A 26,533-nucleotide genomic window follows, 5' to 3' on the forward strand; every position below is an offset into this window, starting at 1 on the left:
ATTGTCAGACAGGCCCTAGGACGACGGGAGCTGCTTGCCGTAGTCCAGGGTGTCGTCCTTCGGGGGCTCCTCGAGTGCGAAGTCCTTGTTCCAGTCCGAGAAGCTCAGCGTGCCCGCGCTGCTCGCCCGCACCAGCCGCAGCGGGTACGGCGCGCCCTCCAGGGAGACGTCGAGCGAGCCGCCGGCGCCGTCGTCGCCGGTGATCCGGATGGTGCGGATCCCGGCCTGCTCGTGCCGGCCGTCGGTCTTGACCTCGCCGTGCAGCGTCAGCAGACCACCGAGGAGGACGTCCTTGTCCGTGAAGCCGCTGAACTTCTTGTACACGGGGTCGCCCTGCGGCACCTTCACGTACTTGCCGGCCAGTTTCTCGGCGGCCTTGGCGTCACCGCCGTCGTGGCTCCAGAACCCGGCGTCGGCCTTGAGGAAGAGCTGCTCCCCGACGCGCAGCAGCCCGAACGTCGTCCCCTCGGCGGCGACCGAGCCGGTGCCTCCGTCGGCCTTCAGCCGCATGTCGAGGCGGTACGTGCTCCCGCCGGCGGCCACGGTGCCGTGCAGGCGTACCGCCTCTGCGGACTGGGCGACCGCGCGGGACTTGGTCTGGATCGTGTCGGCCGGAAGCTTCCCGAGGCCGTTGGTCCCCGCGTCCGGGTCCTCGCCGCCGCATCCCGTCAGCCCCAGGCCCGTCACCGCGGCCAGGGCACACACCACGCCCTTGAGAGCGGCCCTGCGGACACGGCGCCGGGGAGTCACAGACACAGGTGGAACTGCCTTTCTGACAGGGGCTGACACGACGCGGACGGACGCCGGTGGCGGGCTGACCGCCCGGGCGGCGTACCGCAGCGTACCGGGGCCCCGGAAGGCGAACGGAGCCAGTCCGTCCGGACCGGCCGCCAGGGCGCGGCCGATCGGGACGGGCTAGCCTGAAGCCCGTCCGAGCGGGCAATTCGGAAAAGAGACATAGAACGAATCAGCCGTCACGCACTCCGAGCCACGCACTCTGAGGCACGCTTACGAAAAGGAGCCGCGGCCATGGCAGCGGGCGCCCCCCGGATCTTCGTCTCCCATCTCTCTGGCATCGCCGTCTTCGACCCGGCCGGCGACCAGGTGGGCCGGGTGCGCGACCTGGTCGTCATGCTCCGGGTCGGCCGCAAACCCCCGCGGGTGCTCGGGCTGGTCGTCGAACTCACCACCCGCCGCCGCATCTTCCTGCCCATGACCCGGGTCACCGGCATCGAGTCCGGCCAGGTCATCACGACCGGCGTGGTCAACGTCCGGCGCTTCGAGCAGCGGCCCACCGAGCGCCTCGTCTTCGGCGAGCTGCTCGACCGGCGGGTCTCGCTCACCGAGACGGGCGAGGAGGTGACCGTGCTCGACCTGTCGGTGCAGCAGCTGCCGGCCCGCCGGGACTGGGAGATCGACAAGGTCTTCGTGCGCAAGGGCAGGAAGGGCGGCGCCTTCCGGCGGGCCAAGGGCGAGACCCTCACCGTCGAGTGGTCCGGCGTCACCGGCTTCTCCGTGGAGGAGCACGGGCAGGGCGCCGAGAACCTCCTCGCCACCTTCGAGCAGCTGCGCCCCGCCGACCTCGCCAACGTCCTGCACCACCTCTCCGCCAAGCGCCGCGCGGAGGTCGCCGCCGCCCTAGACGACGACCGCCTGGCCGACGTGCTGGAGGAGCTGCCGGAGGACGACCAGATCGAGATCCTCGGCAAGCTCAAGGAGGAGCGCGCCGCGGACGTGCTGGAGGCGATGGACCCGGACGACGCCGCCGACCTGCTCGGCGAGCTGCCCGAGGCGGACAAGGAACGGCTGCTGAGCCTGATGCAGCCGGACGACGCGGCCGACATGCGGCGCCTGATGGCGTACGAGGAGCACACGGCGGGCGGTCTGATGACCACCGAGCCGATCGTGCTGCGGCCCGACGCGACCGTCGCCGACGCCCTGGCCCGGATCCGCAACCCCGACCTGTCGCCGGCGCACGCCGCCCAGGTCTACGTGTGCCGGCCGCCGGAGGAGACGCCGACCGGCAAGTACCTGGGCACCGTCCACTTCCAGCGCCTGCTGCGCGATCCCCCGTACACCCTGGTCGGGTCGATCCTCGACGACGATCTTCGGCCCCTGGAGCCGGACGCCGCGCTGCCCGTCGTCGCCGGGTTCTTCGCCGCGTACGACATGGTCGCGGCGCCGGTCGTGGACGACTCCGGCTCGCTGCTCGGCGCGGTCACCGTGGACGACGTACTGGATCACATGCTGCCCGAGGACTGGCGGGAGACCGAGTACCACCTCGACGAGCCGGCCGGGGCCGCGAAGGAGGGGAGGGCCGATGGCGCCCGATCGTGAGACCACGACCCGGGAGCGGGCCGCGTCGGGAGCCACGGCCTCCCGTTCCCGGGCCCGCCTGGACCAGCCCCGCGCGCCTCGCCGCCGCGTCCTGCCCGAGTGGGACCCGGAGTCCTTCGGCCGGCTCTCGGAGCGGGTGGCGCGGTTCCTCGGCACCGGGCGGTTCATCGTCTGGATGACCGTCGTCATCATCCTGTGGGTGGTGTGGAACGTGTCCGCGCCGAGCGGGCTGCGCTTCGACGAGTACCCGTTCATCTTCCTGACGCTGATGCTCTCGCTACAGGCTTCCTACGCGGCCCCTCTCATCCTGCTCGCGCAGAACCGGCAGGACGACCGGGACCGGGTCAATCTCGAACAGGACCGCAAGCAGAACGAGCGGTCGATCGCCGACACCGAGTACCTGACCCGGGAGATCGCGGCGCTCCGCATCGGCCTGGGCGAGGTCGCCACCAGGGACTGGATCCGCTCCGAGCTTCAGGACGTCCTCCGGGACCTGGAGGAGCGGCAGAACGGCCACCACCCCGACCGCGGGGTATTCCCGGCGGATCGCCCGCCGGGGCGTGACGTACACGACCGCTGACGGGGCTTTCCGTGCCCCGTGTGCGGCGCCGTACCATCGTCACTATGGCTACGGAAGACGCGGTGCGCGAAGCACTGGCGACGGTGAACGACCCCGAGATCAACCGGCCCATCACCGAGCTGGGGATGGTCAAGTCGGTGGAGATCGGCGCGGACGGAGCGGTCGCGGTCGCCGTGTACCTGACCGTCTCCGGCTGCCCCATGCGGGACACCATCACCCAGCGGGTGACCGACGCGGTCGCGCGGGTCGAGGGCGTCACGCGCGTCGACGTCGAGCTGGACGTGATGAGCGACGAACAGCGCAAGGAGCTGGCGAGCGCCCTGCGCGGCGGCCAGACCGAGCGCGAGGTCCCCTTCGCCAAGCCCGGCAGCCTCACCCGGGTCTACGCGGTCGCCTCCGGCAAGGGGGGCGTCGGCAAGTCGTCGGTGACGGTGAACCTGGCGGCGGCGATGGCCGCGGACGGCCTCAAGGTCGGCGTGGTCGACGCCGACATCTACGGCCACTCCGTGCCGCGCATGCTGGGCGCCGACGGCCGGCCCACCCAGGTCGAGAACATGATCATGCCGCCGTCGGCGAACGGCGTGAAGGTCATCTCCATCGGCATGTTCACCCCGGGCAACGCGCCGGTCGTCTGGCGCGGCCCGATGCTGCACCGCGCGCTCCAGCAGTTCCTGGCCGACGTGTACTGGGGCGACCTGGACGTCCTGCTGCTCGACCTGCCGCCCGGCACCGGCGACATCGCGATCTCCGTGGCCCAGCTGGTGCCGAACGCCGAGATCCTGGTCGTGACGACCCCTCAGCAGGCCGCCGCCGAGGTGGCGGAGCGCGCCGGGGCCATCGCCGTGCAGACCCACCAGAAGATCGTCGGCGTGGTCGAGAACATGTCCGGCCTGCCCTGCCCGCACTGCGGCGAGATGGTCGACGTGTTCGGCACGGGCGGCGGCCAGTCGGTCGCCGACGGCCTCACCCGCACCACCGGCGCCTCCGTGCCGGTGCTCGGCGCCATCCCGATCGACGTCCGGCTCCGCGAGGGCGGCGACGAGGGCAGGCCCGTCGTGCTGTCCGACCCGGACTCCCCGGCGGGCGCGGCCCTGCGCTCGATCGCGGGCAAGCTGGGCGGCCGTCAGCGCGGCCTGTCGGGCCTGTCGCTGGGGATCACGCCGAAGAACAAGTTCTGACCCTGCCCGCGAGGTGACCGGGGCGCTGTCCGGCTGGACGGCGCCCCTCGTCGTGCGCCCTCTAGGCGTAGGCGGCGATGTCCTTGACCACGGAGAAGGCCAGGCCGTACGCGCTCATGCCCCGGCCGTAGGCGCCGAGGTGCACGCCCTGCTCGGTGGAGCCCGCGAGGACCCAGCCGAACTCGGACTCCCGGTAGTGGAAGGGCGTCGGCACGCCGTCCACGGGGAGGGACAGGGTCGTCCAGTCCTCACCGTCGAGGTCGTCCGCGAGGACCCAGGCCGTCTCCGTCTGCTGCTCCAGCCAGTCGTCGCGCAGCGAGTGGTCCATCTGGCCGGGCCAGGTGAAGGACAGCAGGCCCACACCGGCGAGCCAGGCCGCCGAGGAGACCGAGGTCGCCTCCAGCAGGCCCGTGCCGTCGGCGCTGCGCCGGTCCGGGTTGGCCGCCACGGTCACGACGACCGCGAACTTCTCCTTGGCGTCCTGCTCCTCGCCCGCGACGTGCTCGTTGCGGACCGACGGTTCGTCGCCGTGCCCGATCGAGCCGTGCTCCACGCTGCCGTCGGCCGCCGTACCGATCTGCATCAGCCGGCGCGGTCCCGTGAACGCCTCGTCGAGGCCGTACCACGGGAAGGGCGCGCTCAGGTAGCCGTCGATCGTCTGCCGGCCGGAGGGGGACTGTGGTCCGCCCTCCGCGGCCGGCGCCTGCGCGACCGCCTGACTCGTCGTCTCCATGTACCCGGACGCCTCCTCGCTCTCGTCGGACCGGAACGGCCCGCCCCCCTTCGGGCGCACTCGTCCGGTCCGCACAACAACTCGGGAAGCATAGCCACACCACTGGCGGCAGCCGGGAAAGCGCCCGGCGCGTGGGCCGCCCGGAGGTCGTCTTCGGGCCCGGTACGCCCCGTCCGGAGTATGAGACGCGTCACCCGCGGCGCGGCGGCGGGTGGGGTCAGGTGGCGTCGGCGTCGAAGGGCGGGCGGTCCTCGGCGGCGGGCTTCTCGGGCCTCTCGGGCTTCTTCGACATGTCGACGCGGCCGCCGCCCGAACCGGACGAGGACGAGGACGCGGACCCGGACGACGAGGACTCCGTGTCGCGGCCGTGCACCGCGTCGGTGACCTCGGCCATCTCCTTCTTCAGGTCGAAGCCGTTGCGGAGTTCCTTGAGCCCCAGCTCGTCGTTCTCCATCTGCTTGCGGATGAACGTCTTGGGGTTGAGGTCCTCGAACTCGAAGTCCTTGAACTCGGGGCCCAGCTCCTGGCGGATGTCCTGCTTGGCGCTGTCCGAGAACTCCCGGATCTTCCGGATGGTGCGCGTCACGTCCTGGATGACCTTGGGGAGCTTGTCCGGACCGAAGACGAGCACGGCGAGAACAACGAGCGCGACCAGCTCGAGTGGTCCTATGTCATTGAACACCTGAAGCTCCTTGGGATGTCCGGGCCGCCACCACGGTACCCGCCGACCCCGCGTGACCGGTACCGTCCCGTGAGTCCCGAGTGCGTGTATGCGCGCGCTTTCCGAATTGTTTGCCTTCCGCTCAGTCGCCGTCGGAGGAGCCGAGGACCAGGGAGACCTTTGTTTCCTTGCCGCCGCGTTCAACGGTGAGTTCGAGGCGGTCGCCGGGGCGGTGGGCGCGGGTCTTGACGATCAGTTCCTCGCCGGAGTGGACGCGTTGTCCGTCCACCGCGGTGATCACGTCACCCGGCTTGATGCCGGCCTTGGCGCCCGCGCCGCCCTTGGTGACCGCGGATCCGTCGGCGCCGACCCGGGCGCCGTCACCCGTGTAGTCCATGTCGAGGGTGATGCCGATGACCGGGTGGCTGGCCCTGCCGGTGTTGATCAGTTCCTCGGCGACGCGCTTGCCCTGGTTGATGGGGATGGCGAAGCCGAGCCCTATGGAACCGGACTGGCCGCCGTCCGACTCGGCGCTGCCGCCGCCCGCGGAGCGGATGGCGGAGTTGATGCCGATGGCCCGGCCCTGGGAGTCCAGGAGGGGTCCGCCGGAGTTGCCCGGGTTGATGGGTGCGTCGGTCTGGAGGGCGTCGACGTACGACACGTCGCTGGCGTCGCCCTTCTCGCCGCCGGCGGTGATGGGGCGCTCCTTGGCGCTGATGATGCCGGAGGTGACCGTGCCCGCGAGGTCGAAGGGGGCGCCGATGGCCACGACGGGGTCGCCGACCCGGACGTTGTCGGAGTTGCCGAGGGGCATGGGGGTGAGGCCGCTGACGCCCTTCACCCGCACCACGGCGAGGTCGTATCCGCTGTCGCGGCCGACGACGGTGGCCTCGGCGGTGTCGCCGCTGTTGAAGGTCACCGTTATCTCCCCGCCGTCTCCGGCGGGGTCCACGACGTGGTTGTTGGTGAGGATGTGGCCGCGGTCGTCGAGGACGAAGCCGGTGCCGGTGCCCGCGGCGTCGCTGCCGCTGACGTGCAGGGTCACCACGCTGGGCAGGGCGCGGCCGGCCAGCGCCGCGACGCTGCCGGGCGCCCGCTCGGCGGACTCGGCACCGGCCTGCGGCAGCTCTACGGTGCCCACGCCGCCGTTGCGCTCCAGGTAGACGCCGATGGCGCCGCCCGCGGTGCCGGAGATCAGCGCGATGAGCAGCGCTCCGCCGATCAGCGCCTTCCTGATCCCCCTGCGCCGCTCGTCCGGCGCGCCCGGGGGCCTGCCGCTGTGCTGGAGGGGCTCGGGGGCGGGCGACGCGGCCCAGGGGTCGTAGCGGCCCCAGGGGTCTAGCGGAGGCTCGGCGCCCTGCACCGCCGTCGGCTCGGGAGCGTGGCCGGCCGCGCCCCCAGGCTCGCCTGCCGGGGCGGACGCGGGGACGCCGAGGGGCGCCGCGTCATGCGCCTCCGCGGACTGCCGGGCCGGAGGGACCGGAGGCGGGGCGTCGGTCGGCGCCGGGTCGGGGGTCGCGCCGGGCGGGGGTGTGGGGAGGCCGGGTGCGGGCGGCGGCGTCGTGCCATGGGGCACGGGCGGCGTCGGGTGCCCGCTCGGCGGGGACGGGGGCGGGGCGTCCGCGAGCGCCGGGTCGGGGGTCGCGCCGGGCGGGGCGGCGGAGGCAGGGAGCGCTGCCGTGCCGTGGGCCGGGGTCGTGGCCGGGTGCTGGACGGGTGGGGCGGGTGCCCAGGGGCCCGGTTCGCCGTACGGCGGGGTGCTGTACGGGTCGGGGTCGTGGAGGGGCTTCGGGCGCTCGGCGGACGGCGTGGGCAGGGGGGCCTCGCCGCCGGGCGCCGGGCGGTCCAGCTCGTAGTCCCCCTCGTCGGCCGCGCGGGGCGGCGACGGGCGTTCGAGCTCGAAGTCGCCGCCGTCGGCGCGCTCCGGACCCGTACCGCGAGGCCGTTCCAGCTCGAAGTCGCCGTCCGTCGCGTCCTCGGACGAGCGGGGACGAGTCCACCACTTCGCCTTCGTGGGCTTCGCCTCGTTCATGTTCTCCCCCGCAGCCGGCCGCAGATCGTCGGCTCCAAGGGCTCTGGCGCCACCCCGGATTCAATCAGGTTCCGGGCCCGGCGCGCAGAGCCCGTCAGCGGACCGGACGGTGCGAGGAGGCCGACGACGCCGTCGGCGCCGGAGACACGGCCGGGTCGGGGGCGGGGGCGGCGAACAGGCCGGGCGGCCGGACCTCGGGCGCCGTCGACCAGGACGCGAGCGAGAGCGGCGGCACCGCCTCCAGCGGACGTATCAACGGGGACATCGCGGCGGCACCGGCCGTCACCGGGGCGGTCAGCGCGTGCACGGCCTGCCGGCGGGCGTCGGCCGCGGGCAGCCCCGGCACCAGCGGCGCGGAGGCGGTGGTGGGTGCGACGGGGGCGTCGCCGAGCGACCGCTGCCCCTGGGCCTGCCCCAGCAGCGGACCGGCCGTGCGGCGGCGCTGGCTCTCGGACGTGGCGGCCGCTCCCGCGCCCTGGGTCCGGGTCGGCGTCACATTGCTGCCGTTCCCCGAGCCGCGGGCGTCGGTGGTGAGGTCCGGCGTGCCGATGGTGACGCCGCCCAGGGCGATGGCGGCCAGCGAGACCGCGCCGGCGGCGGCGAAGGCGAACCGCAGTCCGCGCGAGGCCGACCGCTCGGACTCCTGGCGGCTCACGTCGTGGATGCGGAAGCCCCGTCCGGGTGCGGACGGTGGCAGGACGGAGGCGTGCGGCCGCAGCGGCGCGTAGTCGAACTCGAAGCGCTCGCCCCGCTTCGGGCCGAGGGCGCCGGGGCCGCCGAGCCTTCCGGGCAGCCCCGTCAGGTCGTCGGCGAACCCGCCGCCGAACGGCGGCAGGCCGCCGTCCCCGTCACCCCCCGCGGGCAGCCCCTGGAGGCGGGCCAGGAAGCTCTCGGAGGGGGCCGGCGGGGCGGCTTCCGCGAAGACGTTCTTCAACCGGCGCTGCGCGTCGACCTCCGTCTTGCACTTCGGGCAGGTCGCCACGTGCGCCAGTACGCGCTCACGCGCGTCATGACCGAGCTCTCCGTCCACCAGGGCGGAGAGTCGGTCTCCCAGATGCTGCTCTGCGAGGTGTCCCTCGGATTCAGGCCGTGACCCACTCACGCGCTCGTGCCCCCTCCTCCCAGTGCGGGAACGCCGGCCGCGAAGGAACGACGCTCGGCGCGCGACTTGGGTGAACGGTGGGCGAGCGCCTTGCGGAGCTGGGAGCGGCCGCGGTGGATCCGCGAGCGGACGGTGCCGAGCTTGACGCCGAGGGTCGCGGCGATCTCCTCGTACGACAGCCCCTCGATGTCGCACAGGACGACGGCGGCACGGAACTCGGGCGCGAGGGTGTCCAGCGCCTGCTGGACGTCCGCGTCGAAGTGGGCGTCGTGGAAGATCTGCTGCGGGGTGGGCTCCTTGCTGGGCAGCCGCTCGGCCGCGTCGTCACCGAGCGCGTCGAAGCGGATGCGCTGCTTGCGGCGCACCATGTCCAGGAAGAGGTTGGTCGTGATGCGGTGCAGCCAGCCCTCGAAGGTGCCCGGCGTGTACGTCGACAGGGACCTGAAGACGCGGACGAAGACCTCCTGGGTCAGGTCCTCGGCGTCGTGCTGGTTGCCGGTGAGGCGATAGGCGAGGCGGTAGACCCGGCCGCTGTGGGTGCTGACGATCTCCTCCCAGGTGGGCGGAGTCCACGCCTGCCCGTCCGCGTCGCTGGTGAAGGTCGCGGTCTGCGCGGGTCCCGTGGCGGGACCGGCGGCGTGGCTGTGGTCAGCAGCGGTGTCGTTCACGGATTTCGGCCTGCCTGCCGATCCGAGGAAGCGCCGCAGCACTCCGCCCCGATCCGCGGGTGCGGCCGCACCTCCCCTGTCGGCTCTGGTGGTGTCCAGTGGAGCCCCTACCATAGCCACCTCGCCCGTTAGCTCCGGATAAGCGGTTTTACGAGAATTTGATCTGTGCTGGCACGGCTCGTACGGCTGCGTCACCAGTTGCTCGACGCCCTGGCCCATTCGCCGCCCCCGTCCCGGCCCCGACCGCTCGTCCGCCTCTTTGCTCTCCCCTTTAAACGACCGGTCCCATCTGCGGGTTCCCGACGCCAACGGATACAGTCACGCCGAGGCAACAACGGGGACAGGAGAGGGTCATTACCGGCAACCGGCAGACGAGCTGGGCGTTCTCCGACGCCTATGTCGCCGAGGACGACGCGCTGCTGTGGGCACGTGACCGGGCCCGCGAGGCGGGTCTGCGCTCGGTGACCCCGGGCACGGGTTCGGCCCTGGGGCTGCTCGCCGCCGCCGTGGACGCGAAGGCGGTCGCGGAGATCGGCACCGGCTGCGGCGTCTCCGGGATCCATCTGCTGCACGGAATGCGACCGGACGGCGTACTGACCACGGTCGACCCGGAGCCGGAGCACCAGCAGTTCGCCCGCCAGGCCTTCCGCGCGGCGGGCTTCGCCAGCAACCGGGCCCGGTTCATCCCCGGGCGCGCCCTGGACGTGCTGCCCCGGCTCGCGGACTCCGGCTACGACCTCGTCTTCTGCGACGGCGACCGCCTGGAGTACCTGGACTATCTCGCTGAATCGTTGCGCCTGCTGCGCCCCGGCGGCCTCGTCGCGTTCGAGGGCGTCTTCGGCGCGGGCCGGACGATCGACTCCGGACCGCAGCCCACCGAGGTGCTGCGACTGCGGGAGGTCCTGCGCGCGGTGCGCGAGAGCCAGGAGCTGGTGCCGTCGCTGCTGCCGGTCGGCGACGGGCTGCTCTGCGCCGTGAAGCGCTGACCGGAACACCTGCGGCAACACCTGGGACAAACAGGCGCCCCGGCACCACGTGCGGCACCGGGGCGACTGAACGGGTATGGTCGCTCGCGCGTCAGCCGACGACCTTCTTGAGGGCGTCGCCGAGCGCGTCGGCCTCATCGGGGGTCAGCTCGACGACGAGCCGCCCGCCGCCTTCGAGCGGAACGCGCATGACGATGCCCCGCCCCTCCTTGGTCACCTCGAGCGGGCCATCGCCCGTCCGCGGCTTCATGGCCGCCATGCTCGTTCCCCTTCCTGATACCAGCTCACCGTCACCGCCGACGGCCCGTGAGGGCACGCGCAGTCCGGCCCGGACGCGCGACACCGGCATCGAACACATTGCTTCCCGGCCATTATCCCGCATCCCAGGACCCGATGACCAACATCGGTCGGCATCGCTTGGGCAACGCGCGCGAGCAAAACCACTCAATTCGGGGATGTGACTGCGATACTGCGCGCCCTCGCCCACTTCCACCGAATGGATACGGACCGGAATTCTTTGACGCAGGTCACATCCCCGCAGCCCCGCGTCGGTGGCGATCTCCGTCATGCTGTTGCCCGACACACGCGACGAAGCGGAGGGGAATTCCATGGCCGACACCGTGCTCTACGAGGTGAGCGACGGGCTCGCGACGATCACGCTGAACCGCCCCGAGGCGATGAACGCGCTGAACATCGAGACCAAGGTCGCGCTCCGGGACGCGGTGCGCTCCGCGGCGGCGGACGGCGGGGTACGGGCCGTGCTGCTGACGGCCGCCGGGGACCGGGCGTTCTGCGTCGGCCAGGACCTCAAGGAGCACATCGGGCTGCTGGCCGCCGACCGGGAGACGGGCTCGGGCGAGACCATGAGCACGGTCCGCGAGCACTACAACCCGATCGTGCGGGCGCTCGCGGACGCCGAGAAGCCGGTGGTCGCCGCCGTGAACGGCGTGGCGGCCGGGGCGGGCCTCGGCTTCGCGCTGGCGGCGGACTACCGGATCGTCGCGGACACCGCCGCCTTCAACACGTCCTTCGCCGGGGTCGCGCTCACCGCGGACTCGGGCATCTCCTGGACGCTGCCGCGTGTCGTCGGCCCCGGGCGCGCCGCCGACCTGCTGCTCTTCCCGCGCAGCATCCCCGCCCAGGAGGCGTACGAGCTGGGCATCGCCACCCGGGTCGTGCCCGCCGCCGAGCTGCGCGCCGAGGCCGAACGGACGGCGCGGGCGCTGGCCGAGGGGCCGACGGTGGCGTACGCGGCGCTGAAGGAGGCGATGGCGTACGGGCTGACGCACTCGCTCGCCGAGACGCTGGAGAAGGAGGACGAGCTGCAGTCGCGGGCGGGTTCCTCCGAGGACCACGCGATCGCGGTGCGGGCGTTCGTCGAGAAGCGGAAGCCAAAGTATTTGGGGCGGTGAGATCAGGGGTGTGAGCGCCGTCGCGGGGTGCGGGTTCGCTGTGGCTGGTCGCGCCCACGCGGCGGAGCCGCACATCGATACTGCCCCGCGCCCCTTACGGGGCGGTTCTTGCCACGCATGTCGATAGGTGGTCGTCTACCAGGCCGCATGCCTGCATCAGGGCGTAAGCCGTCGTGGGGCCCACGAAGCGCAGGCCCCGCTTCTTCAGGGCCTTGGACAGTGCCGTGGACTCCGGGGTGATGGCGGGGACGTCGGCGAGGGTCTTCGGGGCGGGGCGGGCCGCCGGGTCGGGGGCGTGGGACCAGATCAGCTCGTCCAGCTCGCCCGGTGCCCAGTCGGCGAGCACGCGCGCGTTGGCGAGGGTCGCGTCGATCTTGGCGCGGTTGCGGATGATGCCCTCGTCGGCGAGGAGCCGCTCGCGGTCCTCGTCGGTGAAGGCGGCCACGTCGGCGATCGCGAAGCCGGCGAAGGCCGCGCGGAAGCCGGTGCGGCGGCGCAGGATGGTGATCCAGGACAGGCCGGACTGGAAGGCTTCCAGGCTGAGCCGCTCGAACAGGGCGTCGTCCCCGTGGACCGCCCTGCCCCATTCCTCGTCGTGGTACGTCACGTAGTCCGCGGTGGACAGGGCCCAGGGGCAGCGCAGCGCGCCGTCCGGGCCGGCCACCGCCTCGCCGGTGCTCACTGCTGCTCCTCCGGGGCCGGCTTGTCCATCACCACGTGCTGGTGGGCGGCGGCGGCCCGGGCACCGGCCAGGGCGGACTCCAGGTCGGCGATGCGGGAGTCGCGCTCGGCCAGCTCGGCGCCGAGGCGGGCGAGGGCGTCGTCGACGTCCGTCATGCGGTAGCCGCGGAGGACTAGGGGGAAGCGGAGCCGTTCCACGTCCGGGCGGCCCACCGGGCGGTCGGGGGGCAGGGAGTCCCGGAGCCGTTCGGGCTCGGCGTCGGGCAGCGGCCCGCTGTCGCCGCCGCTCACCACGGCCAGCGTCACTCCGGCCACCACGACGACCAGCGCGATGACGAGGAACAGGAACATGACCATCGCTGAGGCCCCCACGGTCGGATCGGTTGGGTCGGTTGTGTCGGGTCCGATCGTGCCATGCGAGTCTGACAGCCAACGGCACTGGGACGAGAGAACGGTATGGACGAGGAGATGTCACAGGGGATGCTCAGGCTGGGCAGGCGTGAATTCGCGGCGCACGAGCCGGTGATCATGGCGATCGTGAACCGGACCCCGGACTCCTTCTACGACCAGGGCGCCACCTTCCTCGACGAGCCCGCCCTCGCGCGCGTGGAGCGGGCGGTGGCCGAGGGGGCCGCGATCATCGACATCGGCGGGGTGAAGGCCGGGCCCGGCGACGAGGTGTCGGCCGAGGAGGAGGCGCGGCGGACGGTGGGGTTCGTCGCGGAGGTGCGGCGGCGGTTCCCGGACGTCGTGATCAGCGTGGACACCTGGCGGCACGAGGTCGGCGCGGCCGTGTGCGAGGCGGGGGCGGACCTGCTGAACGACGCGTGGGGCGGGGTCGACCCGAAGCTGGCGGAGGTCGCCGCGCGGTACGGGGTGGGGCTGGTGTGCACGCACGCCGGGGGCGCGGAGCCGCGGACGCGGCCGCACCGGGTGACGTACGACGACGTGGTGGCCGACATCCTGCGGGTGACGCTGGGGCTGGCCGAGCGGGCGGTGGCGCTGGGGGTGCCGCGGGAGTCGGTGCTGATCGATCCCGGGCACGACTTCGGGAAGAACACCCGGCACAGTCTGGAGGCGACGCGGCGGCTCGGGGAGATGGTGGACACGGGGTGGCCGGTGCTGGTGTCCCTGTCGAACAAGGACTTCGTCGGGGAGACCCTGGACCGGCCGGTGAAGGAGCGCGTGCTCGGGACGCTGGCGACCACGGCGGTCTCGGCGTGGCTGGGCGCGCGGGTGTACCGGGTGCACGAGGTGGAGGAGACCCGGCAGGTCCTGGACATGGTGGCGACGATCGCGGGACACCGGGAGCCGGCGGTGGCGCGGCGAGGTCTGGCGTGAAGGCGTAGGGGCGGGAGCCGGAGCCCCCGCCCTGCCGGAAGCCAGGGGGCCCTAGCGGCCCGCCTCCTTGGAGACGAGGGCTACCGCCTCGTCCACGTCGTCCGTGACGTGGAAGAGCAGGAGGTCCTTCTCGGCGGCCTTGCCCTGGGCCACCAGGGTGCCGCGGAGCCAGTCGATCAGGCCGCCCCAGTACTCGGAGCCGAAGAGGACGATGGGGAAGCGGGTGACCTTCTGGGTCTGCACCAGCGTGAGGGCCTCGAAGAGTTCGTCGAGGGTGCCGAGACCGCCGGGCAGGACCACGAAGCCCTGCGCGTACTTCACGAACATCATCTTGCGGACGAAGAAGTAGCGGAAGTTCAGGCCGATGTCGACGTAGGGGTTGAGCCCCTGCTCGAAGGGCAGCTCGATGCCGAGGCCGACCGAGGTGCCCTCGGCCTCCAGGGCGCCCTTGTTGGCCGCCTCCATGGCGCCGGGCCCGCCGCCGGTGATGACCGCGAAGCCCGCCTCGACCAGGCCGCGGCCCAGCCGGACACCGGCGTCGTACTCCGGCGAGTCGACCGGCGTGCGGGCGGAGCCGAAGACGCTGATGGCGGGGGGCAGTTCGGCGAGCGTGCCGAAGCCCTCGATGAACTCCGACTGGATGCGAAGGACCCGCCAGGGGTCGGTGTGCACCCAGTCCGTCGGCGCGCGCTCGTCCAGCAGGCGCTGGTCCGTGGTGCTCTTCTGGACCTGGGTCCGCCGCCGGAGGACAGGGCCCAGGCGCTGCTCCTCCGGTGGCCGCTTCTTGCCCTCGGGGTTGCCGGTAGCCATGCGCGCTCCCTCCAGTTGCAGGTTCTTCCACCTCAGCGTAGATCTACGCGGGTTACGTACGAGGGACATCAGCATGTCCGCCACGCACCGGGGTAAACCCGTTTCCGGCGCGCGTGGATCAAGCCGTCAGCCAGGACCGCAGGCGCTCCTCGCCCGCGAGGACCTTCGCGACCTCGACCCGCTCGTCCCGCTTGTGCGCCAGATGGGGGTTGCCCGGGCCGTAGTTCACCGCCGGTACGCCGAGCGCCGAGAAGCGGGACACGTCGGTCCAGCCGTACTTGGGCTGCGGGGTGCCGCCCACCGCCTTGATGAAGGCGGCCGCGGCCGGGTGGGAGAGGCCGGGCAGGGCCGCGCCGCTGTGGTCGTCGACCACGAACTCGGCCACCCCGCAGTCCGCGAAGACCTCGCGCACGTGCGCGAGGGCGTCCTCGGGGCTGCGGTCGGGGGCGTAGCGGAAGTTGACCGTGACCACGCACTCGTCGGGGATGACGTTGCCGGCGACCCCGCCCGTGATGCCGACCGCGTTCAGTCCCTCGCGGTACTCCAGGCCGTCGATCACCGGGTAGCGGGGCTCGTACGCGGCCAGGCGGGCGAGGATCGGGGCGGCCGCGTGGATCGCGTTGGAGCCCATCCAGCTCCGTGCCGAGTGCGCCCGCTCCCCCGACGTCCTGAGCAGCACCCGCAGGGTGCCCTGGCAGCCGCCCTCCACCTGCCCGTCGGACGGTTCGAGGAGCACCGCGAAGTCGCCCTCCAGCCACTCGGGGTGCGCCTCGGCGACGTGCTTCAGGCCGTTCAGGTCGGCGGCGACCTCTTCGTTGTCGTAGAAGACGAAGGTCAGGTCGCGGTTGGGGGCCGGGACGGTGGCCGCGATGCGCAGCTGCACCGCGACGCCCGCCTTCATGTCGCAGGTGCCGCAGCCCCACAGGACGCCGTCCTCGTCCAGCCGGGACGGCACGTTGTCCGCGATGGGGACGGTGTCGATGTGGCCGGCCAGGATCACGCGCTCCGCGCGGCCCAGGTCGGTCCGCGCGACGACGTTGTTGCCGTACCGCTCGACCGTCAGGTGCGGCAGGCTGCGCAGGGCGCTCTCGACCGCGTCCGCCAGCGGCTTCTCGGTGCCGCTCTCGGAGGGGAAGTCGACGAGCCGCGCGGTAAGCTCGGCGGCGTCCAGGGTGAGGTCAAGCGGGGTGTCGGCCATGGCTCCGACCCTAACGCCCCTGCCCTTTCGGGCACTGTGCGTACCCGGCGTACACCGGACCCTACCCTCCAGTACCTTGTACGCGTGCTTCAGCCCTCCCCGTCGCCCAAGCGCCGTGGCCGTCTCGTCCGTACCGGCGCGGCCGCCATGGCCCTGTTCGCCGTCGCCGGGTATCTGGCGGTGCAGTACGTCACCGGGGGCGCGGGCGCTCCCGGCTGCAAGGTGGTCTCCGGCGGGAGCGAGGGGACGACGTACGAGTTCACCCCGGAGCAGGCGGTGAACGCGGCGACGATCACCGCCGTGGGCACCGCGCGCAGGCTGCCGGAGCGGGCGGTGACGATAGCGCTGGCGACCGCGCTTCAGGAGTCCACGCTGCGCAACCTCGACCACGGCGACCGGGACTCGCTCGGCCTGTTCCAGCAGCGCCCCTCGCAGGGCTGGGGCACGCCGGAGAAGATCATGGACCCGGCGTACTCGGCGGGCCTGTTCTACGACCACCTGGTCGAGATCCCCGGGTACCAGGACCTCGAACTGACCGACGCCGCCCAGCGCGTGCAGCGCAGCGCCTTCCCGGACGCGTACGCCAAGCACGAGCCGGACGCCACGCTGCTCGCGGCCGCCCTGACCGGACGGTCCGCGGCGACCCTGACCTGCGACGGCCGCCCCGGCGCGACGCGGGAGAAGGGGCCGGACGCGGTACGCGCGGCGCTGGTGCGGGACTTCGGGCGCGCGGTGTTCCAGCCGGCCGGCGCGACGGCGGGCGGCGTCTCGGCGGAACCGGCCGCGGCCTCCGGCACCGGTGACGGCGCCGACGAGCGGACCGTGACGCTGCCCGTGGCCGCCGACGGCGCCGCGGACGCCGGTGAGGACCCGCGGCAGCGCGGCTGGCAGTTGGCGCACTGGGCGGTGGCCAACGCCTCCTCACTGCACGTGGAGCGGGTCTCGTACGCGGGCCGGGAGTGGACCGCGGGCAACACCGACAGCAAGTGGGCCCCGTCGGGCACCCGCGGCGCCCAGGGCGCGGAGCGGGCGGCGGGCCCGGTGCGGATCACGTCCATGCGGTAGCGGTCACCCGTACGATCCGTCACTCTCGCGGGTTGTGCGCGCGGGCCCCGGGTCGACGCGGAGCACGCCTTTTCGCGTGGTCACCCCCGAGTCCTCCGCAGCTCGGGAAAATCAAGGGCTGTAAGGATTCGGCAGACTTTCCGACCGGAGCCTTTTTGCCCGTTTTTCTGTGCACCCGATAATGCGACACATTGCCAACTCTTTACACTGCGCCGCCGCAACCTTCGACGCCTTCGAGCGGTAGTCACTGCGTCCGAGCCCGATGGATCACCCGCCGGGATCGGTTCGGTACCTCACCAGTTGACTTCCGTCGAAGGAGCATCATGTCCCTCCCCCTGACCCGCCGGATCGCCCGTGCCGCGCTGCTCGTCGCTGCGGGAGCGGCCGCCGGGGTCGGTGCGGCCGGCTCCGCCAGCGCGGCTCCCGAACTGCCCGCCACCCCCAACCTCGGGGGACTGACCGCCCTGGACGGCGCGAACGTCGGCAACACCGTGGACTCCGCCGCCCAGAGCCTGACCGCGACCGCGGGCGACACCGGCGGCAAGGCCGTCAAGAAGGCCGTGCCCAAGGCCGGCAAGACCGGTGGCTCGGTCGTCAAGAAGGCCACCCCGGCCGCGCAGAGCGCCGCCGGGCAGGTGGCGGGTCTCACCGGGGACATCGTCGGTGACACGGCGCAGACCGCCACGAAGGGCGGGCTGCCGACGAGCGCGCTGGGCAAGGGTGGGCTGCCGGTGCAGGGTCTGCCGATCGGCTAGCGCCGGGCTGTACGGCGCCGGGGCCCAGGGTTGTTCTCCCTGGGCCCCGGCGTTTGCTTGCCTACGTCCGTGCGGTGGGCGTGTGTTGGCCGTGACCCGGCGCTGGTGGCTGTGCCCACCCTCCCCCATTGCCTAAAGGGCATGGGAGGTACCCCCATCGCCCTGCGGAACGACTGCCCACAGCCGGGCCGCCAGGCCGTCAAGTTGGGTGTCCTCAGGCCTTCAGGCGGGCTGTCGCTGCCTGGACGCGTTCGTCCGTGGCCGTCAGGGCCACCCGGACGAAGTGGTCGCCCGCGGGGCCGTAGAAGTCGCCGGGGGCCACCAGGATGCCGCGTTCGGCCAGGTGGGCGACCGTGTCCCAGCAGGACTCGTCGCGGGTGGCCCAGAGGTAGAGGCTGGCCTCGCTGTGCTCGATGCGGAAGCCGTGGCCGAGCAGCGCCTCGCGCAGCGCCGTGCGGCGGGCCGCGTACCGCTCGCGCTGGACGCGCACGTGCTCGTCGTCACCGAGGGCCGCCACCACGGCCGCCTGCGTCGGCGCCGACGTCATCATGCCGCCGTGCTTGCGGATCTCCAGCAGCGGGCCCAGGACGGCCGGGTCGCCGGCCAGGAAGGCCGCGCGGTAGCCGGCGAGGTTGGAGCGCTTGGAGAGCGAGTGCACGGCCACCAGGCCGTCGTACGAACCGCCGTTGACGTCCGGGTGCAGGACGGAGACCGGGTCGGCCTCCCAGCCCAGCTCCAGGTAGCACTCGTCGGAGACCACGAGGACGCCGTGCTCGCGGGCCCAGGCCACGATCCGGGTCAGCTCCGCCTTCGGCAGGACCCTGCCGGTCGGGTTCGACGGCGAGTTGAGCCACAGCAGCCTGAGCCCCGCCGGGTCCAGGTCGGTCGGGTCGTCGTACGCCTCGTACTCCGCGCGGGCCAGGCGCGCGCCGACCTCGTAGGTCGGGTAGGCCAGGCGGGGGAAGGCCACCCGGTCGCCGGGGCCGAGGCCCAGCTGGGTCGGGAGCCAGGCGACGAGTTCCTTGGAGCCGACGATGGGGAGCACGTGGCGGTGGGTGACGTCGCGGGCGCCCAGGCGGCGCTCCACCCAGCCGGTGATCGCGTCGCGCAGCGCCGGGGTGCCCCAGACGGTCGGGTAGCCCGGAGAGTCCGCCGCGTCGATCAGGGCCTTCTGGATCAGCTCGGGGACCGGGTCGACCGGCGTGCCGACGGAGAGGTCGACGATGCCGTCGGGGTGGGCCGCGGCCGTCTTCTTGTACGGCTCCAGCTTGTCCCAGGGGAAGGTGGGAAGCCGGTCGGAGACTGCGGACACGATGCTGGCTCTCTTTCGTCTTCGTCCTGCGGCAAACGCCTCGGTCCCGTACCGCGCCGATCGGGACGATCAGGCCGTACGGGACCGAGGCGGCGCTGGTGCGGGCCGCTCTTACTGGTTCTGCGGCGGCAGCGCGGCGACGAAGGGGTGATCGCGCTCGATCAGACCCAGCTTGCTGGCGCCGCCCGGCGAACCGAGCTCGTCGAAGAACTCGACGTTCGCCTTGTAGTAGTCCTTCCACTCCTCCGGAGTGTCGTCTTCGTAGAAGATCGCCTCGACCGGGCAGACCGGCTCACAGGCACCACAGTCGACGCATTCGTCCGGGTGGATGTACAAGGACCGCTGGCCCTCGTAGATGCAGTCGACCGGGCACTCCTCGATGCACGCCTTGTCCTTCACGTCGACACAAGGCTGCGCGATGACGTAGGTCACGCTGTCGTTCCTCCTCGATAGGGCGCTGGCGGGCCTCTTCAGGCTCCGCCGCCTGGCGCGCGGGAGCGCGGCGTCGTCGATGCCCGCCCCTAGTATCTCCGTTCTTGGGCATGATCCGAACAGGAGGGGTGGACAGACCCGTGGAAATCTCTGCCGCCGGGCGTCTTGAGGTCCGTATCACCACTGCTGACGTGGGCAAACGAGTCTCCGTCCGCCGCTTGAGCGAAGCGGGTGGCTCGCTTGAGAAGTTCACCGACACGGTCGGCGTTCTCACATCCTGGACCGACGGTGTGCTGCTGATCACACGAAAGAGTGGCGAGACCGTGCGTATCGCCGAGTCCGCGCTCGTCGCCGGGAAGGTCGTGCCGCCCGCGCCAGCGCGCCGGCGCGGTCCCGCCGCGTCGTACGAGGAGCTGGCGCGGATCGCGGCGCGGGCCTGGCCGCCCGTCGAGAGCGAGTGGCTCGGCGAGTGGCAGCTGCGGGCGGCGGCCGGGTTCACGCGGCGGGCCAACTCCGTGCTCCCGCTCGGCGATCCGGGGCTGCCGCTCGACGACGCGCTGAGCGCCGTACGACGCTGGTACGGCGCGCGCGGGCTGCCCGCGTTCGTGCAGACCGCCACCGGTGCGGAGGGCACCCAGGAGCGGCTGTGCGCGGAGCTGGAGCGCAGGGGCTGGGTGCGTGAGGTGTCGGCCGAGGTGTGGACCGGCGCCCTGGCGCCGGTGGCCGACCTGACCGAGGGCGCCGGCGTGGTCCTGTCCCGGGACGCGGACGAGGCGTGGCTGGCCCGCTACCAGCGCAAGGGCGTCAGCGAGGTGGCCCTGCGGGTGCTGGGCGGCGGCCCGTCGGTGTGGTTCGCCACGGTGCCCGGCGCGGACGCCCCGGCCGCCATCGGGCGCTGTGTGGTGGACGGACGGTGGGCCTCCTTCGCGGCCGTCGAGGTCGACCCCGCGCAGCGGCGCCGGGGGCTCGCGACCGCCGTGATGGCCGCGCTGGCCAAGCGAGCGCTGGACGAGGGCGCGTCGGCGGCGTGGCTCCAGGTGGAGACGGAGAACGCGGGGGCGCGGGCGCTGTACGCCGGGATGGGCTTCTCGGCGCATCACGCCTACCACCACTACCGGGAGCCCGCGGACGCCGGGACGGCGACGCCGTGACGGGGCACGTGCGGCCGCCCTCGCCGGAGCGCTCCGCCGAGGTGCGGCGGATGTTCGCCGAGGAGGCGCGGTCCGAGCGGCCCGACCTGGCCACGCTGCTCCTGCTGCTGGGCGCGGAGGCGGACGGGGCGCTGGACGAGGCGGGGCTCGACGCCGCGCAGGTGGAGCTGGACCGGCTGGCCGGGGAGCTGCCCTTCCGGCCGGGTTCGCCGCGGGCCTGGGCGGTGGCGCTGCGGGATCTGCTCGGCGAGCGGTACGGGTTCCACGGGGTCGCCGCGGACTACCAGCGGCTGGAGTCGTCCCTGCTGCACGAGGTGCTGCGGCGGCGGCGCGGGTTGCCGATCATGCTGTCGGTGGTGTGGCTGGAGGTCGCCCGGCGGGCGGGGGCGCCGGTGTACGGGGTCGCCTTGCCGGGGCACTTCGTGGTCGGGTTCGGGCCGGAGGAGGAACGGGTGCTCGCCGACCCGTTCGACGGCGGCCGGGTGCTCGGCGGCGGGGACGCGGAGGCGCTGGTCGCCGGGGCGACGGGGGCGGGGCTGCGGCCGTCGATGGTGGAGCCCGCGGCGCCGTTGGAGGTGGTGGCGCGGGTGCTGAACAACATCCGGGCGTGGGCGGCGGGCCGGCCCGAGGAGTCCGCGGTCGGGCTGTGGGCGGTCGAGCTGGCGCTGCTGCTGCCGGCGCATGCGGCGCGGTTGCGGTACGAGCGGGCGCGGTTGTTGGTGGGGCGGGGGGAGTTCTCGGCGGGGGCCGGGGAGTTGGAGGCGTACGCCGAGGTCGTGGGGGCGGTGGACGAGGAGGTCGCGGAAGAGGTTCGGGGGGAGGCGCGGGCGGCGCGGGCGATGCTGAACTGAGGTTCGTTTCGCCTACGCGCCGTGGAGCGTCCGTTGTCGTGCGACTGCCGCGTGCGACGTGGCTGGTCGCGCAGTTCCCCGCGCCCCTTTCGGGGCGCCCCGCGCCCCCCTCGTGGAGTGGTGCGTCAGCTCGGGTTGGTCTCGATGACGGCCACCCGGTCGGTCTTGCTCTTCAGGGCCTGGCGCAGGGCGCCGTAGACGTCCTCGGGCGTGACGGCCGTCTTCTTGCCGTTGGCGCGGGTGATGAGCACGCCGTCGAACGTCTGGCCGTAGAGGCCCTTGAGGGCGTTCAGGTCGGGCTTGTCGACCAGCTTGCCGCCGACGGCCGTGACACCGAGGAACTTCCAGAGCGACTTCTCGGGGCTGAACTTGACCTCGGCGCCGCTCGCCCGGACCGTCACTATGCCCGACATGGCCGGCTCGGCGAACTCCTTCAGCATCCGGTCGACCTCGGCCTTGGAGACCGTCGGCTGCTGGGTGGTCGTCGGCACGCTCACCGCGGCCGCGGTGCCGGTCTCCACCTGGGCGCGGTACGCCGCCTGCACGGACTCGGTCGACTTGGCGACGTCGATGCCGTTGCCCGCCTTGCCGTAGACCGGCACGGCCCTGCCGGACTCGAACTTGATCGTGCCCTCGGTCACGGACCCGGCGCCGCCCGCCGCGTCCTCCAGGGCGGCGTGCAGCTTCTCCTCGTCGACCGGCATGACCGGCTCGACGACCCGCTTCTGGCCGAAGAGCGAGCCGATGACGGAGACCGGGTTGTAGTCGCTCTTCGCCGCCGAGCTGGCGGTGGCCTGCGAGTCGAGCTGGAGCCCGGCCTGGTCCGGCTTGAGGGAGACGGTCTCGCCGCCCACCGTTAGCTTCAGCGGCTTGCCCGCGCGGGCGGCGAGGGTGTCGTCCAGCTTCTCGACGGCGTCGTCGCGGGTGCCGCCGCCGATGTCGACGCCGAGCACGGTGGTGCCCTTGGGCACGTCGGAGCGGTTCATCAGCAGGCCGGCGCCGTAGGTGACACCGGCGACCACGACCACGCCGCCGACGAGCAGCGGCAGCTTGCCGCGCCCCTTCTTCTTGGCGGGCTTGGCGGAGCCGGCCGGGGGCGTGGAGACCGGTTCGGGCAGCTTGGGGGGCGTGTGCGGCAGGGGTCCGTCGCCGCCGGGGCCCTGGAACGGCGCGGTGCGCTCGCTCGGTACGACGGGGATGCCGCTGGTGACGGTGTTGCCGGAGATGTTGTCCGGGTTGCCGTAGCCCGGCGTGCCCGGCTCGGGGGCCGGCTTCTGCGGGGTGAGGATCGCGGTGTCGTCGCTGAGCCCGCCGCCGGGGCCCTGCGTCCTGCCGGGGGCGGCGGGACCTGGGGCGGCGGGACCTCCCGGGCCCCGCACACCGGCCGGCGCGGGACCGCGCTGTGCCGGGGGCGCTCCGGTCCCCGCGGCCGCCCCGGGGGCGCCGAAGTCGCCGAGGTCGCCGAGGTCGCCCACCGGGGGCGGCGAGAGCCGGCCCTCCCCGGTGACCGGGCCGCCGGTCGGACCCGCGGGGCCACCCGGGCCGCCTCCGTAGGGGGACTGCCCGTTCGGGCCGCCGCCCTGGGTGCCCGGTCCGTCGCCGGAGAAGTACGGCAGGTCGTCGCGGCGCGGCTCGCCGCCGGGGCCGGTGCCGGGGCGGGCGCCGTTGCCGCCGAGCGGTCCGGCCGCCAGCGCCTCGGTCACGTCGAAGGAACCGGTGCCTCCGCCGTGGCCGGGCGCCACGGGACCGCCGGTCGCCCCGGGGAGACCGGCGCCGTTCGTGGAGCCGGGCCGGGAGCCGCCGGGCACGTTCATGGAGCCGACGACGCCACCGGGACGGCCGCTGCCGCCCCCCGGACGCGCACCGGCACCGGACGCACCGGCACCGGACGGGGCCGCGCCGGGTGTGCCGGCCGGGGCACCGGGGGCCGGGCCGGAACCGCCGGGCAGACCGGCGCCGTTGGTGGATCCGCCGCCCTGAGTACCCTTGCCGGGACCGGACTTGCGGGGCGCGAACCAGTCGCTGGTCGGCTTCTCCTCGGCGGACCCTGCGGGCTCGGCGGGAGCCTCGGGCGCGCTCGTGGGCGCGGCCGCGCTGGGCGCGGGCTGTTCGGCCGTCGTCTCCGCGTCGCCCGCGCCGCCCTCGGCGTCCGTGACGGGCTTGCGCACGACGACGGGCGGGATGGGCCGCGACCCGGGGATGTTGATCCGGATACGGGTCGTCAGCGTCGTCTCGGTCTTGCGCTCCTCCGGTCGCGCGGCCGAACGGCCCGCGTCCGCACCGGCGTCGGAAGCCGTGGGTGTCCCGTAGGGCGGGGTGCCCGACGGGTACGCGGCTCCGCCGCGCCCGTGGGGCCCGGAGGACGAACTGTCAGTTTCACGACTCAAGGCAGGTTCTCCCGGTTGGCTCCGCCGCCCGTCACCCCTTCGGAGCGGGCGGCTCGGCGGCGCGCACCACCATACTGGCCACTTCTCACGCGTATCCCGTGACCGCCGGGGAAACCCACACGGGACTCGCACGAGCACGCTATGGCGAAGTAGTACGTCACTTGCGAAGTCGGGCGGCGTCGCCGTCCGGTTGCCTCACCGGCGCGAGGGTGGCGCACATCACAGCAACCGCGATGCCGCCGAGCAGGAAGAGATAGGAGCCGATCCCCGCGGCGAACACGAAGTCGCCCTCGGGGCGGCTGGTGGTGAGCAGCACCACGGCGAGCGCCCAGCCGGCGGCCGGCGCGACGGCGCCGCCCCGGCGTCCCACGGCACGGCCCGCCCCGAGACACAGCCCGGCCTCGGCGGCCAGGGCCAGCAGCAGCCCTCCGGGGAACCAGGCCGGCTGGAGCAGCGCCCCGGCGGCGCCGATGACGGCGCCGAGTACGAAGAGCCCCGCGTAGAGGGCGGCGCGGCCGAGCGAGGGCGGGCGCAGGGGCTCGGCCAGCGCCAAGGTGGTCGGCGGGGTGCGTCCGCTCACGACGCCTCCTCTGTCTCGTGGGTCCCCGTTCCGGTCCCGATCCCGGCGAAGAGGTCGCTCTCCCGCCCCTCACCGGCCCGCTCGCCCCGCACGAGTTCGTAGTACTCGGTGGTGAGGACCGGCTGGGCCAGGTCGTTGGAGAGGATGAAGTACGGTCCGGCGACCGTGATCTGCGTGGCGTGGGCGCTCATCGCGGCGGCCTTGGCGGCGGCGTACGCGGTGCCCTCGCCGCGGATCTCGGTGGTGATCTTCCCGTCGTCGACGACGCCCGGTACGTCCTCGACGCCGGCCGCCCTGTCGAACGGCGTGCCCGGCAGGTCGGCACGGAGGCGTGCGAAGTCGTCCTCGACGCGGGAGCGCGGGACGCGGTTCCAGTACACCTTCTCCACCGGGCAGCCCGCCTCGGCCGCCAGTTCCACCGCCCGCATGGCGATGCGGTGGGCCTGGATGTGGTCGGGGTGGCCGTAGCCGCCGTCGGGGTCGTAGGTGACGAGCACCTGGGGACGTACCTCGCGGATCACCTCGACGAGGAGCGCGGCGGCCTCGTCGAGGTCCGCCCGCCACAGGCAGCCGGGGTCGTCGTTGTCGGGCAGGCCCATCATCCCGGAATCCGCGAACCGGCCCGGCCCGCCGAGCAGCCGGAAGTCCTCCACGCCGAGGGCGCGCATCGCGTCCGCCAGCTCACCCCTGCGGTGTCCGCCCAGGGCGGCACCGGACAGGTGCGCCAGCTCGGGCGGGATGACCTCCCCCCGCTCACCGAGGGTGCAGGTCACCAGCGTCACGTGGGCGCCTTCGGCGGCGTACCTGGCCATGGTGACGCCGTTGTTGATCGACTCGTCGTCCGGGTGCGCGTGCACCAGCAGCAGACGCCGAGCGGGGAGTGCCTTCATGGGGGCCACCCTATGAGGCCGCGCCCCCGTTCTCGTAACTGTCCAGGGCTTGTCCAGTGCCGTCCGGGCTGTCCGTGCGTTGCCCCGGGTAAGGCGTGGCGGTACGGCACGGGAGTAGGGAGGGGCGCGACATGTCGGTGGACGTCGAGACGGAACAGGTGGACGAGCCGGGGTGGGAGGTGGACCCCAACGACGACTGGGCACTCGCCGTGATCGCGACGGTGGGCCGGCAGCTGAAGCTGCGGCGCGAGGCGGCGGGCATGCGGGCCGCCGACTTCGCGGTGGCGGTCGGGTACGGGGAGGACCTGGTCTACAAGGTCGAGGGCGGGAAGCGGATCCCCCGGCTCGACTACCTGGACACGGCGGACCGCGTGCTGGACGCGGGCGGACTCATCTCGGCGATGAAGGAGGACGTACGGAGGGTCCGGTATCCGAAGAAGGTACGGGATCTCGCGCAGATGGAGGCGCGGGCGGTGGAGCTTCAGCTGTACGACCCGTTGAACGTGCATGGGTTGTTGCAGACTCCCGAGTACGCACGAGGGCTGCTGCTGATGCGCCGCCCCGCGTACTCGGCGGACGAGGTGGAGCGGTTCATCGCCGCGCGCGTCGCCCGGAAGGCGGTCTTCGACCGGGATCCGGCGCCCGAGCTGAGCTTCGTCCTTGAGGAGTGGACGCTGAGGCGTCCACTGGGCGGCAGGGCGAACCTGCGCGGCCAGCTTGAGCACCTGCTGGAGATCGGGCAGTCGAGGAGCGTCGAGTTGCAGGTCATGCCGATGGACCGCGAGGAGCACGCAGGCCTGGCGGGCGGCATCGAGGTACTCAAGTTCCAGGACGGCTCGATGGTCGGACGTTCCCCCGTGGTCGCCTTCGGCCGTCCGGTCTCGGACCCCAGGCAGCTACGTATCCTGGAACTCCGGTATGGGATCATCCGGGCGCAGGCCTTCACGCCGCGTGAGTCGGCCGCGTTCATCGAACGACTGCTGGGGGAGACATGACCCGCAAGAACGATCTCGCGTGGTTCAAGAGCAGCTACAGCAGCAGCAGCGAGGGCGACTCCTGCGTGGAGGTCGCCCTCGAACCCCGCGCCGTCCACGTCCGCGACTCCAAGAACCGCCCGGACGCCGGCCCCCGGCTCGCGCTGACGCCAGGGGCCTGGACCGACTTCGTGGCCGCCGTCAGAAGTTGATGCTCCCGATCATCCCCGCGATGTTCGTCGTCAGCTCACTGATCGTGGGCGCGACGGTCGAGGAAGCCAGGTAGAAGCCGAGCAGCATGCACACCACCGCGTGCCCCGCCTTCAGACCGGACTTCTTGACCAGCAGGAAGACGATGATCGCCAGCAGCACAACCGCCGAAATCGAGAGTGCCACGGCGGCTCACCTCCAATGGGC

General features: G+C 73.0%; 29 protein-coding genes. 12 read left to right on the forward strand and 17 right to left on the reverse strand.

Annotated features, from left to right (window positions below; translation table 11 throughout):
• Nucleotides 1-15: 15 nt before the first annotated feature.
• The gene (locus ACZ67M_RS12925; RefSeq protein WP_361352028.1) at nucleotides 16-756 is read right to left on the reverse strand and encodes a hypothetical protein; all 741 of its coding nucleotides are present in this window, start codon (nucleotides 754-756) and stop codon (nucleotides 16-18) included.
• A gap of 273 nt (nucleotides 757-1,029) precedes the next feature.
• Here ACZ67M_RS12925 and ACZ67M_RS12930 point away from each other — a divergent pair, with 273 nt between their 5' ends.
• From ACZ67M_RS12930 to ACZ67M_RS12940, 3 genes are read left to right on the forward strand one after another with little or no spacing between them, the layout of a single operon-like run.
• Nucleotides 1,030-2,337, forward strand: a complete 1,308-nt coding sequence (locus tag ACZ67M_RS12930) for a magnesium transporter MgtE N-terminal domain-containing protein (protein ID WP_361352031.1) — start codon at nucleotides 1,030-1,032, stop codon at nucleotides 2,335-2,337.
• Nucleotides 2,321-2,917, forward strand: a complete 597-nt coding sequence (locus ACZ67M_RS12935; RefSeq protein ID WP_361352034.1) for a DUF1003 domain-containing protein — start codon at nucleotides 2,321-2,323, stop codon at nucleotides 2,915-2,917. The genes ACZ67M_RS12930 and ACZ67M_RS12935 overlap by 17 nt, the downstream gene beginning before the upstream one ends.
• A 44-nt stretch (nucleotides 2,918-2,961) precedes the next feature.
• Nucleotides 2,962-4,095, forward strand: a complete 1,134-nt coding sequence (locus ACZ67M_RS12940) for an Mrp/NBP35 family ATP-binding protein (protein WP_161331887.1) — start codon at nucleotides 2,962-2,964, stop codon at nucleotides 4,093-4,095.
• 61 nt (nucleotides 4,096-4,156) lie between these two features.
• On the opposite strand, the gene ACZ67M_RS12945 is transcribed toward ACZ67M_RS12940, so the two are convergent.
• From ACZ67M_RS12945 to sigE, 5 genes are all read right to left on the reverse strand, one after another.
• Complete coding sequence (locus tag ACZ67M_RS12945; RefSeq protein ID WP_163015780.1) at nucleotides 4,157-4,828, reverse strand: hypothetical protein; 672 nt, start codon at nucleotides 4,826-4,828, stop codon at nucleotides 4,157-4,159.
• Between the two features lie 217 nt (nucleotides 4,829-5,045).
• Entirely contained in the window at nucleotides 5,046-5,510 is a 465-nt protein-coding gene (locus ACZ67M_RS12950; protein WP_392010478.1) for a sec-independent translocase, read from the reverse strand.
• A 121-nt stretch (nucleotides 5,511-5,631) separates the two neighbouring features.
• Entirely contained in the window at nucleotides 5,632-7,521 is a 1,890-nt protein-coding gene (locus ACZ67M_RS12955; RefSeq protein WP_469850862.1) for a S1C family serine protease, read from the reverse strand.
• Between the two features lie 94 nt (nucleotides 7,522-7,615).
• Nucleotides 7,616-8,623, reverse strand: coding sequence for an anti-sigma factor family protein (locus ACZ67M_RS12960; RefSeq protein ID WP_392099470.1), 1,008 nt, complete (start codon nucleotides 8,621-8,623; stop codon nucleotides 7,616-7,618).
• Nucleotides 8,620-9,291: an RNA polymerase sigma factor SigE gene (sigE, locus tag ACZ67M_RS12965; RefSeq protein ID WP_122616079.1), complete on the reverse strand. Its 672-nt coding sequence runs from the start codon at nucleotides 9,289-9,291 to the stop codon at nucleotides 8,620-8,622. Before sigE ends, ACZ67M_RS12960 begins: the two co-directional genes overlap by 4 nt.
• Before the next feature lie 287 nt (nucleotides 9,292-9,578).
• Here sigE and ACZ67M_RS12970 point away from each other — a divergent pair, with 287 nt between their 5' ends.
• A complete protein-coding gene (locus tag ACZ67M_RS12970; protein WP_161331096.1) occupies nucleotides 9,579-10,277 on the forward strand; it encodes a class I SAM-dependent methyltransferase in 699 nt (232 codons plus the stop codon).
• Nucleotides 10,278-10,368: 91 nt separating this feature from the next.
• On the opposite strand, the gene ACZ67M_RS12975 is transcribed toward ACZ67M_RS12970, so the two are convergent.
• Nucleotides 10,369-10,536: a DUF3117 domain-containing protein gene (locus ACZ67M_RS12975; protein ID WP_003966491.1), complete on the reverse strand. Its 168-nt coding sequence runs from the start codon at nucleotides 10,534-10,536 to the stop codon at nucleotides 10,369-10,371.
• Nucleotides 10,537-10,885: 349 nt separating this feature from the next.
• On the opposite strand from ACZ67M_RS12975, the gene chcB reads away from it, so the two are divergent.
• Entirely contained in the window at nucleotides 10,886-11,689 is an 804-nt protein-coding gene (gene chcB, locus ACZ67M_RS12980; RefSeq protein ID WP_385800919.1) for a 2-cyclohexenylcarbonyl CoA isomerase, read from the forward strand.
• A gap of 94 nt (nucleotides 11,690-11,783) precedes the next feature.
• On the opposite strand, the gene ACZ67M_RS12985 is transcribed toward chcB, so the two are convergent.
• Together ACZ67M_RS12985 and ACZ67M_RS12990 are read right to left on the reverse strand one after the other, a co-directional pair.
• Nucleotides 11,784-12,371: a DNA-3-methyladenine glycosylase I gene (locus ACZ67M_RS12985; protein ID WP_392010466.1), complete on the reverse strand. Its 588-nt coding sequence runs from the start codon at nucleotides 12,369-12,371 to the stop codon at nucleotides 11,784-11,786.
• On the reverse strand, nucleotides 12,368-12,721 hold the full coding sequence (locus ACZ67M_RS12990; RefSeq protein ID WP_185832674.1) for a DivIVA domain-containing protein: 354 nt from the start codon (nucleotides 12,719-12,721) through the stop codon (nucleotides 12,368-12,370). The genes ACZ67M_RS12985 and ACZ67M_RS12990 overlap by 4 nt, the downstream gene beginning before the upstream one ends.
• A gap of 129 nt (nucleotides 12,722-12,850) precedes the next feature.
• Here ACZ67M_RS12990 and folP point away from each other — a divergent pair, with 129 nt between their 5' ends.
• Nucleotides 12,851-13,711: a dihydropteroate synthase gene (gene folP / locus ACZ67M_RS12995; RefSeq protein ID WP_361353589.1), complete on the forward strand. Its 861-nt coding sequence runs from the start codon at nucleotides 12,851-12,853 to the stop codon at nucleotides 13,709-13,711.
• 51 nt (nucleotides 13,712-13,762) lie between these two features.
• Here the strand turns inward: folP and ACZ67M_RS13000 are convergent, their stop codons facing one another.
• A complete protein-coding gene (locus tag ACZ67M_RS13000; protein ID WP_161331088.1) occupies nucleotides 13,763-14,521 on the reverse strand; it encodes an LOG family protein in 759 nt (252 codons plus the stop codon).
• 118 nt (nucleotides 14,522-14,639) lie between these two features.
• Entirely contained in the window at nucleotides 14,640-15,719 is a 1,080-nt protein-coding gene (gene dapE, locus ACZ67M_RS13005; RefSeq protein WP_469850864.1) for a succinyl-diaminopimelate desuccinylase, read from the reverse strand.
• Nucleotides 15,720-15,803: 84 nt separating this feature from the next.
• Here dapE and ACZ67M_RS13010 point away from each other — a divergent pair, with 84 nt between their 5' ends.
• Nucleotides 15,804-16,784, forward strand: coding sequence for a VldE C-terminal domain-containing protein (locus ACZ67M_RS13010; RefSeq protein WP_469850866.1), 981 nt, complete (start codon nucleotides 15,804-15,806; stop codon nucleotides 16,782-16,784).
• Nucleotides 16,785-17,107: 323 nt separating this feature from the next.
• On the forward strand, nucleotides 17,108-17,539 hold the full coding sequence (locus ACZ67M_RS13015) for an ATP-binding protein (RefSeq protein WP_122616071.1): 432 nt from the start codon (nucleotides 17,108-17,110) through the stop codon (nucleotides 17,537-17,539).
• Between the two features lie 214 nt (nucleotides 17,540-17,753).
• On the opposite strand, the gene ACZ67M_RS13020 is transcribed toward ACZ67M_RS13015, so the two are convergent.
• Both ACZ67M_RS13020 and fdxA read right to left on the reverse strand, forming a co-directional pair.
• Nucleotides 17,754-18,851 (reverse strand): bifunctional succinyldiaminopimelate transaminase/glutamate-prephenate aminotransferase, encoded by a 1,098-nt coding sequence (locus ACZ67M_RS13020; protein ID WP_453437676.1) that lies wholly within the window; start codon nucleotides 18,849-18,851, stop codon nucleotides 17,754-17,756.
• A gap of 111 nt (nucleotides 18,852-18,962) precedes the next feature.
• Nucleotides 18,963-19,283 carry a ferredoxin gene (gene fdxA, locus ACZ67M_RS13025; protein WP_003973842.1) on the reverse strand — a complete coding sequence of 107 codons (321 nt, stop codon included), beginning with the start codon at nucleotides 19,281-19,283 and terminating at the stop codon, nucleotides 18,963-18,965.
• A gap of 140 nt (nucleotides 19,284-19,423) precedes the next feature.
• Here fdxA and ACZ67M_RS13030 point away from each other — a divergent pair, with 140 nt between their 5' ends.
• Both ACZ67M_RS13030 and ACZ67M_RS13035 read left to right on the forward strand, forming a co-directional pair.
• Nucleotides 19,424-20,434: a GNAT family N-acetyltransferase gene (locus tag ACZ67M_RS13030; protein WP_469850867.1), complete on the forward strand. Its 1,011-nt coding sequence runs from the start codon at nucleotides 19,424-19,426 to the stop codon at nucleotides 20,432-20,434.
• 50 nt (nucleotides 20,435-20,484) lie between these two features.
• On the forward strand, nucleotides 20,485-21,285 hold the full coding sequence (locus ACZ67M_RS13035) for a transglutaminase-like domain-containing protein (protein WP_469851337.1): 801 nt from the start codon (nucleotides 20,485-20,487) through the stop codon (nucleotides 21,283-21,285).
• Nucleotides 21,286-21,410: 125 nt separating this feature from the next.
• Here ACZ67M_RS13035 and ACZ67M_RS13040 read toward each other — a convergent pair whose 3' ends face one another.
• The 3 genes from ACZ67M_RS13040 to mshB form a co-directional block, all read right to left on the reverse strand.
• Nucleotides 21,411-23,672, reverse strand: coding sequence for a hypothetical protein (locus ACZ67M_RS13040; RefSeq protein ID WP_469850869.1), 2,262 nt, complete (start codon nucleotides 23,670-23,672; stop codon nucleotides 21,411-21,413).
• 157 nt (nucleotides 23,673-23,829) lie between these two features.
• Nucleotides 23,830-24,252, reverse strand: coding sequence for a DUF6113 family protein (locus ACZ67M_RS13045; RefSeq protein ID WP_469850870.1), 423 nt, complete (start codon nucleotides 24,250-24,252; stop codon nucleotides 23,830-23,832).
• Nucleotides 24,249-25,142, reverse strand: a complete 894-nt coding sequence (gene mshB, locus ACZ67M_RS13050; RefSeq protein ID WP_469850872.1) for an N-acetyl-1-D-myo-inositol-2-amino-2-deoxy-alpha-D-glucopyranoside deacetylase — start codon at nucleotides 25,140-25,142, stop codon at nucleotides 24,249-24,251. Before mshB ends, ACZ67M_RS13045 begins: the two co-directional genes overlap by 4 nt.
• Nucleotides 25,143-25,273: 131 nt before the next feature.
• Between mshB and ACZ67M_RS13055 the strand changes: the two genes are divergently transcribed.
• Together ACZ67M_RS13055 and ACZ67M_RS13060 are read left to right on the forward strand one after the other, a co-directional pair.
• A complete protein-coding gene (locus tag ACZ67M_RS13055) occupies nucleotides 25,274-26,137 on the forward strand; it encodes a helix-turn-helix domain-containing protein (RefSeq protein WP_352152905.1) in 864 nt (287 codons plus the stop codon).
• Entirely contained in the window at nucleotides 26,134-26,328 is a 195-nt protein-coding gene (locus ACZ67M_RS13060) for a DUF397 domain-containing protein (RefSeq protein ID WP_469850874.1), read from the forward strand. Before ACZ67M_RS13055 ends, ACZ67M_RS13060 begins: the two co-directional genes overlap by 4 nt.
• Here the strand turns inward: ACZ67M_RS13060 and ACZ67M_RS13065 are convergent.
• Nucleotides 26,318-26,512: a hypothetical protein gene (locus tag ACZ67M_RS13065; RefSeq protein WP_029393692.1), complete on the reverse strand. Its 195-nt coding sequence runs from the start codon at nucleotides 26,510-26,512 to the stop codon at nucleotides 26,318-26,320. The two genes, ACZ67M_RS13060 and ACZ67M_RS13065, sit on opposite strands and share 11 nt — an antisense overlap.
• Nucleotides 26,513-26,533 lie beyond the last annotated feature (21 nt).

The sequence above is a fragment of the Streptomyces sp. NPDC107500 genome (genome assembly GCF_055582785.1).

Excerpts from the sequence above, each read along its gene's own strand:
- folP (WP_361353589.1), top strand. The coding sequence starts at position 12,851 with ATGCTCAGGCTGGGCAGGCGTGAATTCGCGGCGCACGAGCCGGTGATC.
- ACZ67M_RS13000 (WP_161331088.1), bottom strand. The coding sequence starts at position 14,521 with ATGGCTACCGGCAACCCCGAGGGCAAGAAGCGGCCACCGGAGGAGCAG.
- ACZ67M_RS12930 (WP_361352031.1), top strand. The coding sequence starts at position 1,030 with ATGGCAGCGGGCGCCCCCCGGATCTTCGTCTCCCATCTCTCTGGCATC.
- ACZ67M_RS13035 (WP_469851337.1), top strand. The coding sequence starts at position 20,485 with ATGTTCGCCGAGGAGGCGCGGTCCGAGCGGCCCGACCTGGCCACGCTG.
- ACZ67M_RS12955 (WP_469850862.1), bottom strand. The coding sequence starts at position 7,521 with ATGAACGAGGCGAAGCCCACGAAGGCGAAGTGGTGGACTCGTCCCCGC.
- ACZ67M_RS13055 (WP_352152905.1), top strand. The coding sequence starts at position 25,274 with ATGTCGGTGGACGTCGAGACGGAACAGGTGGACGAGCCGGGGTGGGAG.
- ACZ67M_RS12945 (WP_163015780.1), bottom strand. The coding sequence starts at position 4,828 with ATGGAGACGACGAGTCAGGCGGTCGCGCAGGCGCCGGCCGCGGAGGGC.
- ACZ67M_RS12935 (WP_361352034.1), top strand. The coding sequence starts at position 2,321 with ATGGCGCCCGATCGTGAGACCACGACCCGGGAGCGGGCCGCGTCGGGA.
- ACZ67M_RS12990 (WP_185832674.1), bottom strand. The coding sequence starts at position 12,721 with ATGTTCCTGTTCCTCGTCATCGCGCTGGTCGTCGTGGTGGCCGGAGTG.
- ACZ67M_RS13015 (WP_122616071.1), top strand. The coding sequence starts at position 17,108 with ATGTCCCTCCCCCTGACCCGCCGGATCGCCCGTGCCGCGCTGCTCGTC.
- ACZ67M_RS13060 (WP_469850874.1), top strand. The coding sequence starts at position 26,134 with ATGACCCGCAAGAACGATCTCGCGTGGTTCAAGAGCAGCTACAGCAGC.
- ACZ67M_RS12975 (WP_003966491.1), bottom strand. The coding sequence starts at position 10,536 with ATGGCGGCCATGAAGCCGCGGACGGGCGATGGCCCGCTCGAGGTGACC.
- chcB (WP_385800919.1), top strand. The coding sequence starts at position 10,886 with ATGGCCGACACCGTGCTCTACGAGGTGAGCGACGGGCTCGCGACGATC.
- ACZ67M_RS12940 (WP_161331887.1), top strand. The coding sequence starts at position 2,962 with ATGGCTACGGAAGACGCGGTGCGCGAAGCACTGGCGACGGTGAACGAC.
- mshB (WP_469850872.1), bottom strand. The coding sequence starts at position 25,142 with ATGAAGGCACTCCCCGCTCGGCGTCTGCTGCTGGTGCACGCGCACCCG.
- dapE (WP_469850864.1), bottom strand. The coding sequence starts at position 15,719 with ATGGCCGACACCCCGCTTGACCTCACCCTGGACGCCGCCGAGCTTACC.